The organism is Acidisphaera sp. S103 (assembly GCF_009765975.1).
Classification (GTDB): domain Bacteria; phylum Pseudomonadota; class Alphaproteobacteria; order Acetobacterales; family Acetobacteraceae; genus Rhodopila.
The window spans coordinates 46,101-62,098 of the sequence record NZ_LMUJ01000054.1; the positions used below are offsets into that span (position 1 = coordinate 46,101).

The window sequence follows — 15,998 nt, forward strand, 5'->3', positions numbered from 1 at the left end:
GCGCACGATCCTCGCCGGGGTGACGCAGTGGTTCTGATATGGTGACGGCCCGGCGTGATCCGGGCCTTGCGTGCCCGCAGTACGCGTGTTGCGCGACGGAATCATCTCCCGACCGAGTGCCGCCGGTGCCCCGGATCACCGTGCGCGGCCCTGCCTGGTCGCACTGAATCCGTCCCGAGCCAGGTCGCTGGCTGTTCCAGAACGGCACCGTCGGATGGGACGGGCCGCTGAAGCCGCCTTGTGCGGAGAAACCCGATACCGAGCGGACGGCCAGTCCGGCTGGTTGGCGGTGTAAGGATTCGCGGTGAAATAACCGAATGGTTTGGCTGGCGAAGGGTCGCCACCCACGGCTTGCAGCGCGGGTCCGGGAAAAGGCGTGGATAGCGGGCCTTCGCCCGCTATGACGGGATTGGACGGCCGTGCCAACGGATCCTAAGAGGCGCCAGAATCGCCGCTGTCGGTCGGAGCAGCCTTGCTCGCCTGACCGCGACGATGCGGAGGCTGCCGCCGGCGTCGACGCGAGGTGGTGCCGCATCGGGCTGCTGAGACACTGACACATGAGCGGCTTGCGCGGTGCCTTGTCGCGTGCGATTCATCCGCCAGAACACCTGGCAAAAGGGCATCCCATGCAGCGCGAGGTTTATATTGTCTCCGGCGTCCGCACCGCGATCGGTGATTTCGGCGGCAGCCTGAAGGACATTCCGCCGACCGAACTGGGTGCTCGCGTGGCGCGCGAGGCGCTGATGCGTGCCGATGTCGGCGGGGATGAAGTCCAGCACGTCGTGTTCGGCAATGTCATTCATACCGAAGCCAAGGACATGTATCTGTCCCGCGTCGCCGCGGTGAACGCCGGCATCACCCAGGACGCGCCGGCGTTGACCTTGAACCGGCTGTGCGGGTCCGGCCTGCAGGCGATCGTTTCGGCCGCGCAGGCCGTGACCCTCGGTGATGCCGACATCGCCGTCGCCGGCGGGGCGGAGAACATGAGCCGGTCGGGCTATCTGTCATCCGGCATGCGCTGGGGTGCCCGGATGGGCGATACTACCATGGTCGACATGATGACCGCCGCGCTGCACGACCCGTTCGAGACGATCCACATGGGGATGACGGCGGAGAATCTGGCGGAGTCGCATCAGGTTACGCGCGGGCAGCAGGACGAGTTGGCACTGCTGTCGCATCAGCGTGCGGCGCGGGCGATCAAGGAGGGGCGGTTCACGTCGCAAATCCTGCCGGTGACGCTGAAGACCCGGAAGGGCGAGACGATTTTCGATACAGACGAGCACGTGCGCGGCGACGCCAAGATCGAGGACTTCGCCAAGCTGCGCGCGGTGTTCAAGAAGGACGGTTCGGTCACGGCGGGCAATGCCTCCGGCATCAATGACGGGGCCGCGGCGGTGGTGCTGATGGATGGCGATACCGTGGCGAAGCGTGGTGTTCAACCGCTGGGCCGCCTGGTTGCGTACGCCCATGCCGGTGTGGATCCCCGGATCATGGGTATCGGGCCGGTGCCGGCCACGCGGGCGGCGCTGAAGCGGGCGGGATTGTCGCTCGACCAGATGGACGTCATCGAATCGAATGAGGCGTTCGCCGCGCAAGCCTGCGCCGTCGCCAAGGATCTGGGCTTCGATCCGGAAAAAACCAACCCCAACGGATCAGGCATTTCGCTAGGTCATCCGGTCGGCGCGACCGGCGCGATCCTGACGGTCAAGGCATTGTATGAATTGGCCCGCACGAACGGCCGCTACGCCCTGGTGACGATGTGCATTGGCGGCGGCCAAGGAATCGCCGCGATCTACGAGCGGGTACACTGAACGGGATCAAAGGGCCAATGACCCTTTGCGGGTTCGGGCAGAGCCCGACCTTCCGCTAGCCTTCCGCCAGCGGGCTGACCAAAGGCGTAAAGAAATAACCGCCATACCGGACCGTCTTAATGAACGACGGGTCCTTAAGGTTGGTCTCGATCTTCCGCCGAAGTCGGCTGATCTGCACGTCGATACTGCGATCGAACACGGCAGCCGCGCGTCCATGGAGCAGATCCAGCAAATCGTCGCGCGACAGCACTTTGCGGGGGTTCTGGCAAAAGATCGACAGAATATTGAATTCCCCACTGGTCAGCGACCGTGGCGCCCCGTCGGGGGCGAACAACTGCCGGCGCGACATATCCAGCCGCCAGCCCTCAAACATCAGGATTCGCGGCGTCTCCTCGGCCGGTTCAGGCGCAACGCTGCGGCGCATGACGGCTCGGACTCGCGCCAAAAGCTCCCGCGGGTTGAACGGCTTGGGCAGGTAGTCGTCGGCGCCGAGTTCCAGCCCGACGATACGATCCGTGTCGGTCCCGCGACCGGTCACCATGATGATCGGAACGGTGGATTTTCCGCGCAGGCGGCGGCAGATGCTGAGGCCATCCTCGCCCGGCAAGCCGACGTCCAGGATCACGCAGTCGATCTTGTTGCCGGAGGCCATGACCCGGTCCAGGTCCCGGCCGCTGCGGGCGGCTGTGACCTCAAACCCATGGTCGGTCATATAGGCCGTCATCATCCGGCTGATCTCGGGATCATCCTCGACGACGGCGATGCGGGATAATGAATCCATGGCCACCCTTTCGGTGCGACTCTGGCACTGTGCGACGCTTGTAAACAAGTGCAACCTTTGGTTGGAAACAAATTGACACGTTCACATCTTCGGGTGTGCGAAACCCGCTGCCGGGAGCACCCGGTCGGACATGGCAGACCAGTATTGCCGCCGCTGGGGTAGCCGTACGGATACTCATCAGTATAATCCCTCCGCCTGAACCGAACCGCCGTCTGGCGGCGGTTTCGTTGGCTTGGATCGGATCGTCGTAGAGCGGCGATCCCATGGGGGGAGCGAAGCATGAGTTTACGAGGTGCGGCCTATATCGCCGGGGCGTGGGAACATCCCACCCGCAAGGCGCCAGACAAGTCCATCGCCCTGTTGCACGCGGAGTGCGCTAAGGGCGCGCTGGCGGACGCGGGCCTGACCAAGGACGACGTGGACGGCTATTTCTGTGCCGGCGATGCGCCAGGGGGCCTCGGCCCGCTGTCCATGGTCGATTACATGAACCTGAAATGCCGTCACGTTGACAGCACGGATGTCGGCGGATCGTCATATCAGGTTGCCGTCGGACACGCGATGGAAGCCATCGCCGCCGGCCGCTGCAATGTGGCGCTGATCACCCTGTCCGGCCGGCCGCGCAGCGAGGGTCAGGCTACCGGCACCGCGCCGCGTCCCGGCAACCCGGCCGCGCCCGAGATGCAGTTCGAGTTCCCGTACGGCCCGGCCACGGCGAACCTGTACGGCATGTGCGCCGCGAGGCACATGCATGAGTATGGCACGACCAGCGAACAGCTTGCCTGGATCAAGGTCGCTGCCTCGCATCACGCGCAGCACAACCCGAACGCCATGCTGCGCGACGTGGTGACGGTGGAAGACGTAGTGAACTCACCGATGGTCTCCACCCCGCTGCATCGCCTGGATTGCTGCGTCATCAGTGACGGCGGCGGTGCGCTGATCCTGACCAAGCCGGAGATCGCCAAGAGCCTGAAGCGGCCGCTGGTAAAGGTCATCGGCGTCGGGGAATCGCCCAAGCATCAGGCTGGCGGCGAGATCGACCTGACCTACTCCGCCGCCCGCTGGTCCGGCCCGCCGGCGTGGGAAATGGCCGGCATCAAGCCGTCCGACATCAAGTATGCCTCGATCTACGACAGCTTCACCATCACCGTACTGATGCAGTTGGAAGACCTGGGCTTCTGCGAGAAGGGCCAGGGCGGAAAGTTTGTTTCCGACGGCAACCTGATCTCCGGTGTCGGCAAGCTGCCGTTCAACACCGATGGTGGCGGACTGTGCTCCAACCACCCGGCCAACCGCGGTGGTATCACCAAGATCATCGAGGCGGTCCGGCAGTTGCGTGGAGAAGCGCATCCGGCGGTGCAGGTGGCGAACTGCGATCTGGCGATTGCTCATGGCACCGGCGGCGCGCTGGGGACTCGCCATTGTGGCAGCACCGTGATCCTGGAACGGGAGTAGTAGACATGGCTTACGTGGCAAGAAAAATCCCGTTTGTCGGCACGCCCGACACGTATCCGGAAACGAAGCCGTTCTTCGACGGCGCGGCCGACGGCAAGCTGATGGTCCGCCGCTGCACAAGCTGCAAGAAAGTGCATCACTATCCGCGGCAACTGTGCCCGTTCTGCTTCGGCGACTGCGCGTGGGAGCAGGCGTCCGGCAAGGCGAAGATCTATACGATCAGCATCATGGAGCGGGCCAATCCGCCGTATGCCATCGGCTATGTCACGCTGGCGGAAGGACCGTCCGTGCTGACGAACTTCGTCGATTGCGACTTCAAGGCCCTGAAGATCGGCCAGGATGTCAAGGTGACGTTCATCAAGGCCGAAGGTGAGGGGCCGACGTTGCCGTTCTTCACGCCGGCCTGATCGTTACGGTTACCAGCGGCGCCGGCCATGGTTGGGCGGCGCCGTTTGTTTCGTTACGGACTGAGTGGTTTGTTACGGTGAGGTGCTGGGTCAGATGGCCCGGGCTGGCGCCGGGCCATGACGAGGGTGCCGGTGCCGGGTTGTATCCGGGGAACCGGTGTTGGGCCGTGACGGGGGTACCGGCACCGCTGTATCGGGGGAACTGGCACCGGGTCCGGACGAGGGTACAGGCGCTGGGCCGATGGAAAGGGTATTGGCGCCGAGCGGTGGTTTCGATTGAAATCACGTTGCTGCTTCATGATCGACAACGACTAAGCGAGCGGAGAGCGGTGCTGTCCTGTGCGTCTGCTCGTGGGCGGAAATGCTGATTAACTAGGAATTATTATCATGATCCTGACACGACGCGGCGCCATGGGCACGATTTTGGGGGCGACTGGTGCCCTCGCGGTGCCTCGGTATGGCTTCGCACAGACGCCGACCATCAAGATTGGCGTGATGAACGACCAGTCCGGACCTTATCGTGACGATGGCGGTCCGACCGGTGTCGTCTGTGCCAAGCAGGCGCCGGTTGATTTCGGCATCTCCGGCAAAGGCTGGAACGTGGAGATCATTTCGGCCGATCACCAGAACAAGCCGGATATCGGCGTTTCCATCGCGCGCCAGTGGTTCGACCGCGACGGCGTGGACGCGATCGTCGATGTACCGACGTCCTCGGTGGGGCTGGCGGTGAACACTGTCTGCCGGGAGAAGAACAAGGTCTATCTGAATTCCGGAACCGGGTCGTCCGACCTGACCGGGCCGCAATGCAGCCCGAACACGGTGCATTGGACCTACGACACCTACATGCTGGGCAAGTCGACTGGCGGCGCGACGGTTGCGGCGGGTGGCAAGACCTGGTTCTTCATCACCGCCGATTATGCGTTCGGGCAGATCCTGCAGCGCGACACCTCGGCCGTCGTCTCCAAGGCCGGTGGCAAGGTGATGGGCAGCGTGTCCTATCCGTTCCCGGAAACCACCGATTTTTCCACCCATTTGCTGCGGGCACAGGCCTCGGGTGCCAAGGTTCTCGGGCTGGCGATGGCGGGCGACGATGTGCAGAACTGTATCAAGCAGGCGCATGAATTCGGCATCAACAACTCGATGGAGGTCGTTGCAATGCTGATCCAGTCGAACGACGTGCGCGCGCTGGGTCTGGATGCGGCGCAAGGTCTGCGGTGGAGCGAGTCGTATTACTGGGACTTGAACGACCGGACCCGGGCCTGGAACAACCGGGTGCGGACGAAGACGCCAAACGGTCTGTGGCCGAACATGACCCAGGCGGGCGACTATGCCTCGACATTTCATTACCTGAAGGCGGTTGGTGACATGGGGGTTGCCGCGGCGAAGGCCGATGGTCGCGCCGTGGTCGAACGGATGAAGGCGATGCCGACCGACGACGATTGCTTCGGTCCGGGGAAAATCCGCATCGACGGCAGGGCACTGCACCCGGTTTATCTGCTGGAGGCAAAGAAGCCGTCGGAAAGCAAGCAGCCGTGGGATGTCGCGAGAGTGGTGGCGACGACCCCGGCCGACGAAGCCTGGCGGCCGCTGAGCGAGGGTGGCTGCCCGCTGGTAAAAAGCTAGGCCTGATCGGTCCGCGGTAAGGCGATGCGCTCGCCCTACCGCGGTACGTCGCCCTGTAGCATCACGCGATACAGATATCGGGTCTGGTCCATGTCGTAATCGCCGTTCGCTTTGTGCAACAGGCAGCGGTTGTCCCACATCACAAGATCGCCGGACCGCCAGGCGTGCCGGTATTGGAACCTGTCCTGAACGGCGTGTTCCAGCAGTTCGTCCAGCAGCGGCAATGCTTCCTTGTGATCCAGCCCGAGGATACCCTCGATCCGGATTGGGTTGACGTAGATCGATTTGCGGCCGTTCTCCGGATGGATGCGGACGATCGGATGCAGCACGGCATTGGGTACGCGTTCCTTGTTCGCTTCGGAGAGCCCCATGAGTTTCCGTGTGCTGTGGCTGTTCTGATAGACGTGGATCGCCATCAGGCCGGCGATCCGGTCCTTGGTGGCCGCCGGCAGCGCCGCGTAGGCTGCCGCCATGTTGGCGAACTGCGTGTCGCCGCCCTGATCGGGCAGTGTCACCGCGTGCAGCACGGTCGCCTTCGGCGGCCGCGAGTCGTTGGAATGGTCGGTGTGCCAGCCCTCCCCCGGGATGTAGCGGGTGCCGTCGGGGAAGCGGTCCTGGTTGGAGATGTAATGAATTTGCGGGCACTCCGGCAGTGCGAACCGCGTGTTGTGCTGATGGAAAATCGAGCCGAACAGCTCGACCGCTGCCAAAACCTGGCCGGGGTTCAGCGACTGGTCCCGCACCACCAGCACGCTGTGCTCGACGAACGCGCGGTTGAGTTCGGTTTTGGTTTCGGCTGAAACGGGTTGGGTCAGGTCGATGCCCACGGCCTCGGCGCCCGCATGATCGGTCAGACGTTTGATCTCCATTGGCGTTCCTTCCGGCTTTCCGCCAGCCTAACCCGACTGTCCGGCGGCGTCACGCCTGGCGGCCCTGCCCCGGCAATTCGCCTGCAAGCGCATGCCCGATCTTTTATTCCCTGTAGCCCGACCCTAGAGTTCGTGGCAGGGATGCGGGCGGCATTCGAGATACAACAACAATCGACGAGGAAACCAATGTCCGAGCTTGGGAATGAACCGAGGACGCGGCGGTTTGCGTTGCGGGCTGGGCTGGCGGCGGCGGCGTTGCCGGTTGCCGGCCTGTTGGCCGGCCGGGCGGCGGCGGAGACCCGGCCGGTGACGAAGGTGCTGGATTTCACCACCTGCGCCGACGTCGCGAAGGCTGAGCATGAAGGCACGCTGCTGTTTTATACGCATGATGGGGAAGCCGGCGCGGCGGCGGCGATGGATGCGTTCAACAAGGATTTTCCAAAGATCAAGGCCAGCTATGTCCGCCTGCAAACGGGTGCGCTGTACAGCCGGATCCTGGCGGAGCGTTCGGCTGGCCGCTTCGACGTGGACGCGATTCAGTTCTCCGACATCGGGACGGCGATCGACTTTCAGAAGCGGGGCGGTTTCGACCTGTACCACTCACCTGAATCTTCGGCCTATGACCCGGCGTATCTTGGTCCACCGGCGGGCTACTTTTTCTGTAGCGGCATGACGTTCGCGGGTATCGCCTACAACACCGACCGGGTGAAGGCCGAGGATGCGCCGAAAGCGTGGAAAGACCTGCTGGACCCGCGTTGGGCCAATGTCACCAGCACGAAACAGTCGACCTCCGGCATGCAGTTCGTCGAGTGGTATGAGTTGCGTAAGCTGTATGGCGACAGCTACTGGAAGGCGTTCGCGAAACAGCGGCCGCACGGCTTCGATTCACGCGCCCAGTTGTTCGATCGGCTGGCCAAGGGCGACGACAAGATGTGCGCGTTGGCCGAATGGGCCGGGTACGTTCTGTACCATGACCGCAAGGCGCCGATCGCGTTCGTCGCCCCCGCCGATGGACTTCCCGCGACGGCGCTGGCCACTGGCGTGGTTGAAAAGGCACCGCATCCCGAAGCGGCGCGCCTGTTTATCGACTGGTTGATGTCGTTGCGTGGCCAGCAGGTTTATCAGCAAAACCCCGACCTGCTGTATGGATCGGTCCGTAAGGATGCGCCGCCGATGCCGGGCGGCTTGCGGCTGCGCGATTTCAAGCTGCTGATCCCCACCGATATCACGGACCTCCTCGCCAGCCGCAAGGCTTTCAACACCGAGTGGAACAACATGCTTGGGTTGCTGTAGCCGGCATGTCGGCCACCACGGCAGCCAGGTCCCGACTGCGTTTGCCATCTGTCCAGACGTCTGTCGGGATCGCGGTGATTGGGGTGGTGGCGGCGTTCGTCATCTACCCGGTCTACTATCTGGTGCAGGCGTCCCTCGACGTCGGGGACCCCGAGGTGCGGCCCCCGACCGCCTATGGCCTCGATAATTTCGAGGCGTTGCCGCGGTATTGGGAAATCATGGTCAACACGCTGGTCGTCGCGTTCGCGGCGACAGTGATGGCCCTGGTGTTCGGCTTCCTGACGGCTTGGATCCTGAACCGCACCAACGTCCCGTTCCGGCGCACGCTGGAACAGGCGATGGCCGTTCCGTACTACGTTACGCCGCTGCTGGGAGCGTTGGCCTGGAGCCTGCTGGGTGCGCCGGAGAGCGGGTTCATCAACCAGATCTGGCGTGCCCTTGGCGGCAGCGGCGCGATCATCGATATCATCAGTCCGATGGGCATCGCCTGGGTCATGGCGTTGTTCGAGGGCTCCGTCGCCTTCGTCATGATCGGTGCGGTGATGAAGTCGATGGACCCGTCACTGGAGGAAGCGTCACAGATCAATGGCGCCGGCCGGTTCTACACCATGCTGCGGATCACCCTGCCGCTGGTGACGCCCGGCGTGCTGGGGGCGGCCATTTTCGTGTTCGCGGAGATGCTGGGGTCGTTTTCGGCGGCTTTGGTGCTTGGCACGCCGACCCGGTACTATGTCATCACCACGGCGATCTATCAGCTGGTGGCCCAATATCCGCCTCGCATTCCGTTGGCGGCGGCCTTGGGCGTGTCGCTGTTCGCGGTCATGTTCGCGATGCTGTTCTTCTACCGGCGTGTCATTTCGCGCCGCAGTTATGTGACGGTCAGCGGCAAGGCGTTCCGGCCGCGCCTGACCGATGTCGGCGGCCTGCGCTGGGTGCTGTTCGGTATCTGCGGCAGCTACGTGCTGCTGTCGGTCGTGCTGCCGCTTCTGACGTTGATCTATGCCTCGGTGCAGAAGCTGGCGGTGGCGTTTCCGGCTGCTTCCAATTTCACGTTGGACAATTACCGCCAGGCGCTGACGCAGAACGCGGTGCGCTATGCCATGTCGAACAGCCTGATCCTGGGTGTGCTGACCGCGACGATCGGGGTCGCGCTGACCGGGATGCTGTCGTGGCTGATCCATCGCAGCCGTGTGCCGGGCCGCGGTGTACTGGAATATATCGCGATGTTTCCGCAGGCGGTGCCTCGGCTGGTGTTCGCGTTCGGCATGATGTGGGCGTGGCTGGTCTTCCCGATTCCGATCTACGGCACGTTGTGGCTTCTATTGATCGCTTATCTGACGGTGTTTTTGCCGCTGGGTGTGCGCACGATCTCCAGCGTGCTGCTGCAACTCGATAAGAGCCTGGAAGAATGTGGTGAGGTCTGTGGTGCGTCGTGGGCCCATCGCATGCGGACGATCACCATGCCGCTGTTGCGGCCGGGGTTGCTGGCGGCGTGGATGCTGCTGTTCATAGCCAGTGTGCGGGAACTCGGGGCGTCCATCTTGCTGATGGGGCCGCATTCGCAGGTGATAACACCGGCGATCGTGGATGCGTGGTTCGGCAGCAGCTCGGAATTGACGGCGGCGATGGCGCTGATCCAGACCGTCGTGCTGGGGCTGGCGGTGGCGGTCTTTTCGCTGATCACGCGCCGATCGTCGCGACAGGGGGGATAGGGCGGCATGCCCAGCGCGCATATCGAGGTGGAAAATCTCGAGATCCACTATGGACCGGTTGCCGCCGTGGGGCCGGTCAGCTTCAGCGTGATGCCGGGACAGCAGGTGACGCTGTTGGGGCCGTCCGGCTGCGGCAAGACGACGACGTTGCGTGCGATCGCCGGGCTGGAACGGCCGAGTGCCGGAACGATCCGGATTGGCGGGCAGACCGTGTATGCGTCCGACGGGGGGATCAACGTGCCGGCCGAAAAACGAGGCCTGTCGATGGTGTTCCAGTCCTATGCCATCTGGCCGCACATGACGGTGTTCGAAAACGTCGCCTACGGGTTGCGGGTGCGTCGGAAGAGCAAGGCGGAGATCGAGGAGAAGGTCAGGACGGCACTGGATCTTGTGCAGATGGGTGCGTATGCTGGCCGGCACGCGTCGCAGCTTTCCGGCGGCCAGCAGCAGCGGGTTGCGCTGGCGAGGGCGTGCGCCTTTTCCCCCAACGTGCTGCTGTTTGATGAGCCGTTGTCCAACCTGGATGCCAAGCTGCGTGGCGATATGCGGATCGAGTTGCGGGAGTTGCAGCATCGGCTGGGCGTGACCTCGGTCTACGTCACGCACGATCTGGAGGAGGCGCTGGCGATGTCCGATCAGATCGTTGTCATGCGGCGGGGGCACATCGAGCAGAATGGATCGCCGAACGAAATATATAACTATCCGCGTACGGCGTTTGTGGCGGATTTCGTGGGATCCGCTAATTTGATCGGGGGGCGGTTGCGGCCTGATCTGTCGAAGGACGGATTCGTGGCGCTGGAGGCTGACGGCGGCCATATTCTGCATGGGGTTTCGCATGGGCGCGTGCCGGGGGAAAATCCGGTGATGTCGGTGCGGACCGTTCACTTGCGGCTGGCCGCCGAACAGGGTGATGCGCCGGTCAATGTCTGGCCTGTCGTGGTGCGGCGCTGCGTGTTCCTGGGCGACATGACTCAGGTGCATGTGGAATGGGGTGGCCGGGACCTGGTTATCCGGCAGACGACCGCGGATGTCTGGCACGAGGGCGATGGCGCCTGGCTGTCGATCAGTCCGGATAGCTGTGTATTGCTGGAGGCGGAGTGAGGCGTGGTATCCGCCGGCGGCTTTTGTTTGTGGCGGCGGTTGGCGTCGCGCATCGGGCTGGCGCGCAGGCGCGGCCCAAGGTTTCACGTGAGACTGCGAAGTATCGGGACACGCCTTCTGGCGGCATGAGTTGCGCGGCCTGCACCTTCTTCCGTCCGCCCGCTTCGTGCCAGGTGGTGGAAGGCGCTGTCAGTCCGAACGGGTGGTGCCAGTTGTTCGATATGCCGGACTAAGCGGCCGCTGCCTTTCCGGTATGATTCGGTCGCGTATTCACACCGCTGTCTCGGCAGGCTGGACACGCTTCGGTCCAGGCCGAACCGATCGCGGATGACAGGCCCGGGGTGTCGTCGATATTGATGTCCTCGCCACGACCCGCACCTATCCGGTTGGCGGGCGGCCTCATTTTCTGGAGATCGGGACATGCAAAAATCTGAATTATACAACCACGTTCGGGGCGAAATACTGATTGCCGCGCGTTGGACGGCGGCACCGGGCCAGGCGGACAAGGTCGCCGACATTCTGCATCGGTTTCTGCCCCAGGCTCAGGCTGAACCCGGAACGAGGCTGTTCCAGATTTCTCGCGGGAAAGAGGACGCGGCGCAGTTCCTGTTCTATGAGGTGTTCGCGGATGACGCCGCTTTCGCTGCCCATCAGGCGAGCGAGCACTTCAAGACGCTTATACTGGGTGAGGCTTTGCCGCTTCTCACGGATCGCCAGCGCACGCAGTATACCCTGCTGTAATATGGGTCGTTACGCGCCTTCGGCGTTGTGACCCCGTATAACTTTGACGTGGGGAGTTTGTCGTGACCGTCACTGTGTTTATCCGTTACCAGATCGACCCCTTCAAGCGTGACGGGTTCGAGGTGTATGCGCGTCGTTGGTCCAGCATCATCCCGAAGTGCGGCGGTGATCTGATCGGATACTGGATGCCGCTCGAAGGGACGAACAATATCGCGCACGCACTGATTTCGTTCGAGAGTCTCGCGGCCTACGAGGCCTATCGGGCGCGCCTTCGGACTGACCCCGAGGGCATCGCGAATTTCCAGTATGCTGAGGAGCAACGTTTCATCCTGGCGGAGGAGCGGACGTTTTTGCGGCCGGTGTCAGGATGATGGGAATCGCGCCGGCGTTTTGGCTCTTTGTTTGATCGCATGATTCACGCGCTCTGGACGTCCCGCCCAGCGCGATCGTGCGCTAATCCGCGTGTCCGCCCGTGATCGACGGGCGGTGTCCGGCGAATAGATGCCGCCACCCCCAGGTGGCAACCCGATCCGCCACCGGCCGCAACAGCAGATCGGCGACGGTCACTGCCAGTGCCAACCAGAGGCTCTGGGCCAATGTGGCGACCACCAGGAACAGCACGCCGGCCTCGACTGCCTTGCGGCCCACCGAGGCCCAAAAATGCCGCCGCCGCGACGATCCGGTTCGGCCAATCAGCCGCGGCACGACGTGGCCGTTGTCGTTCGCCTGTTTCGGCCGGTTTTCCTCGACTGTCCCCAGCGCGACCGTCTGATTGGTCATCCGGTCGATCAGGATGAACGATCCGAGTTCACGGTCGCGGCCGTAGACTGTCGTGGGGATCGGCTTGTCGAATGCCAGATCGACGACGCCGATCGCGTTCATCGGCAGGGATTCGGCCGGGTGGTCGCGGAAGCTGTGAATGTCCACCGCGTGGCGCAACGTCATGACATCGGCGTTCGCCTCGACAGCGCCCAGCTTGATAATGACGTTTTGGCCGGGGCGCAGGGGCTGGTCGACCATCCACAGGACGCGGGCGGTCATGTTTTTGCGAGCCTGCATCGCCGACGCCTGATGCACGATGACGTCGCCGCGTGACACATCGATCTGATCGGCCAGCGTCAGCGTGATCGCCTGGCCGGCGGAGGCGTGGGGCAGGTCGCCGTCGGCGGTCACGATGCGGGCGATGGTGCTGTGGCGCTGGTTTGGCAGCACGGTCACGCGGTCGCCGACCCGAACGGTTCCGGTCGCGATGGTTCCGGCGTAGCCGCGGAAATCGAGATTTGGACGGTTGACCCATTGCACCGGGAAATGCAGGCGCTGCGCCTGAGCGGGGGCCTCGTCGATTGTGACGGTTTCGAGATACCCTAGGAGATGCGGTCCGTGATACCACGGCGTCCGCGGCGACGGCATGGCGATGTTGTCGCCTTCTCGCGCGCATAGCGGGATCGGAATGATCGACTCGAAGCCAAGGGCGACGACGGCTTCGCGGTAGGCTGCGACGATGTTGTCGTAGACGGCCTGGTCGAAGCCCACCAGGTCCATCTTGTTGACCGCCAGCACGACGTGGCGCACGCCCACCATGGATACGATGAAGGAATGGCGTCGCGTCTGCGGCAGGATGCCTTTGCGTGCATCCACCAGGATGATCGCCAGTTCCGCCGTCGAGGCGCCGGTGGCCATGTTCCTGGTGTATTGCTCGTGGCCCGGCGTGTCGGCGACGATGAACGATCGCCGTGGGGTGGAGAAATAGCGGTACGCGACATCGATGGTGATGCCTTGTTCCCGTTCCGCCGACAGTCCGTCGACCAACAGGGCGAAGTCGCGGTGCTCGCCGTGGGTGCCGAATTTTTTTGAATCCCGGTCCAGGGCTTCAAGCTGATCGTCCAGGACGGCGTTGGAATCGAACAACATGCGCCCGAGCAGAGTGGATTTGCCGTCGTCGACGGAACCGCAGGTGAGAAGGCGGAGCAACGATGCCTGCCGGAGCGCGGGCGCCGTCATGGAAAGCGCGGCGCTCATCAGAAATAGCCTTCCTGTTTTTTCTGTTCCATCGATCCGCTGCCGTCATGGTCGATCAGCCGGCCTTCCCGTTCGGAGGAGCGGGAGTCGCGCATTTCCTCGATGATCTCGGATAGGGTCGCGGCCTCGCTTTCCACCGCGCCTGTGAGCGGATAGCAGCCCAGGGTGCGGAAGCGGACGGACCGCATCTCGATCTGCTCGCCGGGGCGCAGGATCATCCTGTCGTCGTCGCGCATGATCAGCATGCCGTCACGTTCCACCACCGGCCGGGGCTTGGCGAAGTAGAGCGGGACGACCGGGATGGCTTCCTGGGCGATGTAGTCCCAGATGTCGGACTCGGTCCAGTTTGATAGCGGAAAGACCCGGAAGCTTTCGCCGGCCCGTTTGCGGGTGTTGAACAGGTGCCAGGGTTCAGGACGCTGGTTCTTCGGGTCCCAGCGATGTTCGGCGGAGCGCAACGAGAATACCCGTTCCTTGGCACGCGATTTTTCTTCGTCGCGCCGGGCGCCGCCAAAGGCCGCATCGAATTTGTGGCGATCCAGGGCCTGCTTCAGGCCTTGCGTTTTCATGACGTCTGTATGGAGGCGGGAGCCGGACGCGAATGGGTTGACGCCGGCGCGCAAGCCGTCCTCATTGATATGGACGATCAGCTTGCAGCCCAGTTCTTTCGCCCGCCGGTCGCGAAATTCGATCATCTCACGAAATTTCCATGTCGTATCGACATGCAGCAGCGGGAACGGCAACGGCGCCGGATAGAATGCCTTGATCGCCAGATGCAGCAGAACGGCGCTGTCCTTACCGACGGAATACATCAGCACCGGGTTGTCGCAGGTGGCGACGACCTCCCGGAAGATGTGGATGCTCTCGGCTTCCAGGCGCTGAAGGTGGGTCAGCGTTCGGACGGATGTCCTGGTGTCGCTATGGGTTGACCTGTCCTGGTGTTGGGTCGCGGCATGGTGCTGATGCGGATGGCCTGGACGAGCCGGGCCATGACGATTGGCATCAATCCCGACGGTGGTGCGGAACCAATTCATGCCCTTTTCCCTGCCCGCACCAGGCGGCCGTCCGGTGTCAGGTGTAGGCCGCATTCGCGGGTTTGATCTTGTTCCCACCACCAGCGGCCGGCTCGTTCCGGTTCTCCCGGAGCGACGGCGCGGGTGCAGGGGGCGCAACCGATCGACAGGAAGCCTTTGTCGTGCAGCGCGTTGTAGGGGACATTGCCGGATCGTACCAGCGCGGCGACCTGGTCGCGCGACCAGTCCAACAGCGGGTTGGCCTTCAATAGATGGCGATCGGTATCGAGCGACACGAAGTCCAGGTGTTGGCGTTGGCCGGATTGATCCGCGCGCAGGCCGGTCAGCCATGCCGCCGCGCCGTGCAGCGCTCGACCGAGCGGTTCGACTTTGCGTACCGCGCAGCAGGCGTGGCGGGCTTCGGTGGCGTGGCGGAAGCCGTTGATTCCGTTCCGATGCACCAATGCTTCGAGCGCGCCGGCGCGCGGATAAAACGCTTCGACGCGGATGCCGTACCGCTGCTCGGTTTCCGCCCATACCGTATAGGTTTCGGGGAACAGCCGTCCGGTATCCAGGGTCGCGAACCGGCAGTCGATGCCGGACTCGGCGATCAGATGAGTCAGCGCTTGATCCTCCAGCCCGAAGCTGGTGGTGAACACCGTGGGGCCGGAGACAGTGCGGGATAGCAACATAAGCCGGCCGATAGGATCGAGCCGAGCGAATGCTTGGTTCAGGGTTGATTTTGACGTTTCTGAGACAAAACTATCCCCCGGCACGACGAGAACCTCGTCCTGCCAGTGGTCATTATCCACATCTGCCACGCCCGTCGGCTCCCGCTCTCATCGGCCGCATCGGTAGCTATCGGCCTGGGTTGGGATATACGTGTCCTGATGGCCCTGTGAAATCACGATGTAACCCGGAAAGGACGGGGGCGTGCGGGGTGGCGGCGAGCAGGGAGAGCACGTTGTCGGGCGGTTTGCCAGAACATCCTCTAGTGGGGCGTGGTATTGGTTATTTTCCCTCTTGCCGGGTGGATAGACGGAATGTGTTTCCGCCGCCTCGGCCGGATGAGAGGTATGATCGCGGCCGGTGTGACGAATTTCACATGGCGGATATGACCGAAAAGCAACACTGGTGCCCGAATGGCGGCCAGACCAATGCCGCCTTGCCCTTCGC

14 protein-coding genes are annotated in these 15,998 nt (G+C 63.3%); 9 read left to right on the forward strand and 5 right to left on the reverse strand.

All coding sequences use genetic code 11. The annotated features are described in order from the left end of the window. Positions 1 to 557: 557 nt before the first annotated feature. Positions 558 to 1,811 (forward strand): acetyl-CoA C-acyltransferase family protein, encoded by a 1,254-nt coding sequence (locus GSQ89_RS16590; protein ID WP_371734262.1) that lies wholly within the window; start codon positions 558 to 560, stop codon positions 1,809 to 1,811. Positions 1,812 to 1,866: 55 nt separating this feature from the next. Here GSQ89_RS16590 and GSQ89_RS16595 read toward each other — a convergent pair whose 3' ends face one another. Then, complete coding sequence (locus GSQ89_RS16595) at positions 1,867 to 2,592, reverse strand: response regulator (RefSeq protein ID WP_158927164.1); 726 nt, start codon at positions 2,590 to 2,592, stop codon at positions 1,867 to 1,869. Between the two features lie 279 nt (positions 2,593 to 2,871). On the opposite strand from GSQ89_RS16595, the gene GSQ89_RS16600 reads away from it, so the two are divergent. The 3 genes from GSQ89_RS16600 to GSQ89_RS16610 all read left to right on the forward strand — a co-directional run bounded on the left by GSQ89_RS16600 (position 2,872) and on the right by GSQ89_RS16610 (position 6,074). After that, a complete protein-coding gene (locus GSQ89_RS16600; protein ID WP_158927166.1) occupies positions 2,872 to 4,044 on the forward strand; it encodes a thiolase domain-containing protein in 1,173 nt (390 codons plus the stop codon). Positions 4,045 to 4,145: 101 nt separating this feature from the next. After that, positions 4,146 to 4,451, forward strand: a complete 306-nt coding sequence (locus GSQ89_RS16605; protein ID WP_371734263.1) for a Zn-ribbon domain-containing OB-fold protein — start codon at positions 4,146 to 4,148, stop codon at positions 4,449 to 4,451. Positions 4,452 to 4,838: 387 nt separating this feature from the next. Next, the gene (locus GSQ89_RS16610; RefSeq protein WP_158927170.1) at positions 4,839 to 6,074 is read left to right on the forward strand and encodes an ABC transporter substrate-binding protein; all 1,236 of its coding nucleotides are present in this window, start codon (positions 4,839 to 4,841) and stop codon (positions 6,072 to 6,074) included. A 35-nt stretch (positions 6,075 to 6,109) separates the two neighbouring features. Here the strand turns inward: GSQ89_RS16610 and GSQ89_RS16615 are convergent, their stop codons facing one another. Beyond that, positions 6,110 to 6,943, reverse strand: a complete 834-nt coding sequence (locus tag GSQ89_RS16615; RefSeq protein ID WP_158927172.1) for a TauD/TfdA family dioxygenase — start codon at positions 6,941 to 6,943, stop codon at positions 6,110 to 6,112. Between the two features lie 186 nt (positions 6,944 to 7,129). Between GSQ89_RS16615 and GSQ89_RS16620 the strand changes: the two genes are divergently transcribed. The 5 genes from GSQ89_RS16620 (at position 7,130) to GSQ89_RS16640 (ending at position 12,161) form a co-directional block, all read left to right on the forward strand. Beyond that, entirely contained in the window at positions 7,130 to 8,236 is a 1,107-nt protein-coding gene (locus tag GSQ89_RS16620; protein ID WP_158927174.1) for an ABC transporter substrate-binding protein, read from the forward strand. A gap of 41 nt (positions 8,237 to 8,277) precedes the next feature. Continuing rightward, positions 8,278 to 9,948: an iron ABC transporter permease gene (locus tag GSQ89_RS16625; protein WP_158927176.1), complete on the forward strand. Its 1,671-nt coding sequence runs from the start codon at positions 8,278 to 8,280 to the stop codon at positions 9,946 to 9,948. Between the two features lie 6 nt (positions 9,949 to 9,954). Further along, positions 9,955 to 11,049: an ABC transporter ATP-binding protein gene (locus GSQ89_RS16630; RefSeq protein WP_158927178.1), complete on the forward strand. Its 1,095-nt coding sequence runs from the start codon at positions 9,955 to 9,957 to the stop codon at positions 11,047 to 11,049. 420 nt (positions 11,050 to 11,469) lie between these two features. After that, positions 11,470 to 11,790: a putative quinol monooxygenase gene (locus tag GSQ89_RS16635; protein ID WP_158927180.1), complete on the forward strand. Its 321-nt coding sequence runs from the start codon at positions 11,470 to 11,472 to the stop codon at positions 11,788 to 11,790. Positions 11,791 to 11,852: 62 nt separating this feature from the next. Then, on the forward strand, positions 11,853 to 12,161 hold the full coding sequence (locus GSQ89_RS16640; protein ID WP_158927182.1) for an NIPSNAP family protein: 309 nt from the start codon (positions 11,853 to 11,855) through the stop codon (positions 12,159 to 12,161). A gap of 82 nt (positions 12,162 to 12,243) precedes the next feature. Here GSQ89_RS16640 and cysN read toward each other — a convergent pair whose 3' ends face one another. Genes cysN through GSQ89_RS16655 form a run of 3 tightly spaced genes read right to left on the reverse strand, consistent with a single transcriptional unit; the run spans position 12,244 to position 15,643 of the window. Beyond that, positions 12,244 to 13,809: a sulfate adenylyltransferase subunit CysN gene (cysN, locus tag GSQ89_RS16645; RefSeq protein ID WP_158927184.1), complete on the reverse strand. Its 1,566-nt coding sequence runs from the start codon at positions 13,807 to 13,809 to the stop codon at positions 12,244 to 12,246. Next, positions 13,809 to 14,843, reverse strand: coding sequence for a sulfate adenylyltransferase subunit CysD (cysD, locus tag GSQ89_RS16650; protein ID WP_158927186.1), 1,035 nt, complete (start codon positions 14,841 to 14,843; stop codon positions 13,809 to 13,811). The genes cysN and cysD overlap by 1 nt, the downstream gene beginning before the upstream one ends. Then, a complete protein-coding gene (locus tag GSQ89_RS16655) occupies positions 14,840 to 15,643 on the reverse strand; it encodes a phosphoadenylyl-sulfate reductase (RefSeq protein ID WP_216856210.1) in 804 nt (267 codons plus the stop codon). The genes cysD and GSQ89_RS16655 overlap by 4 nt, the downstream gene beginning before the upstream one ends. Positions 15,644 to 15,998 lie beyond the last annotated feature (355 nt).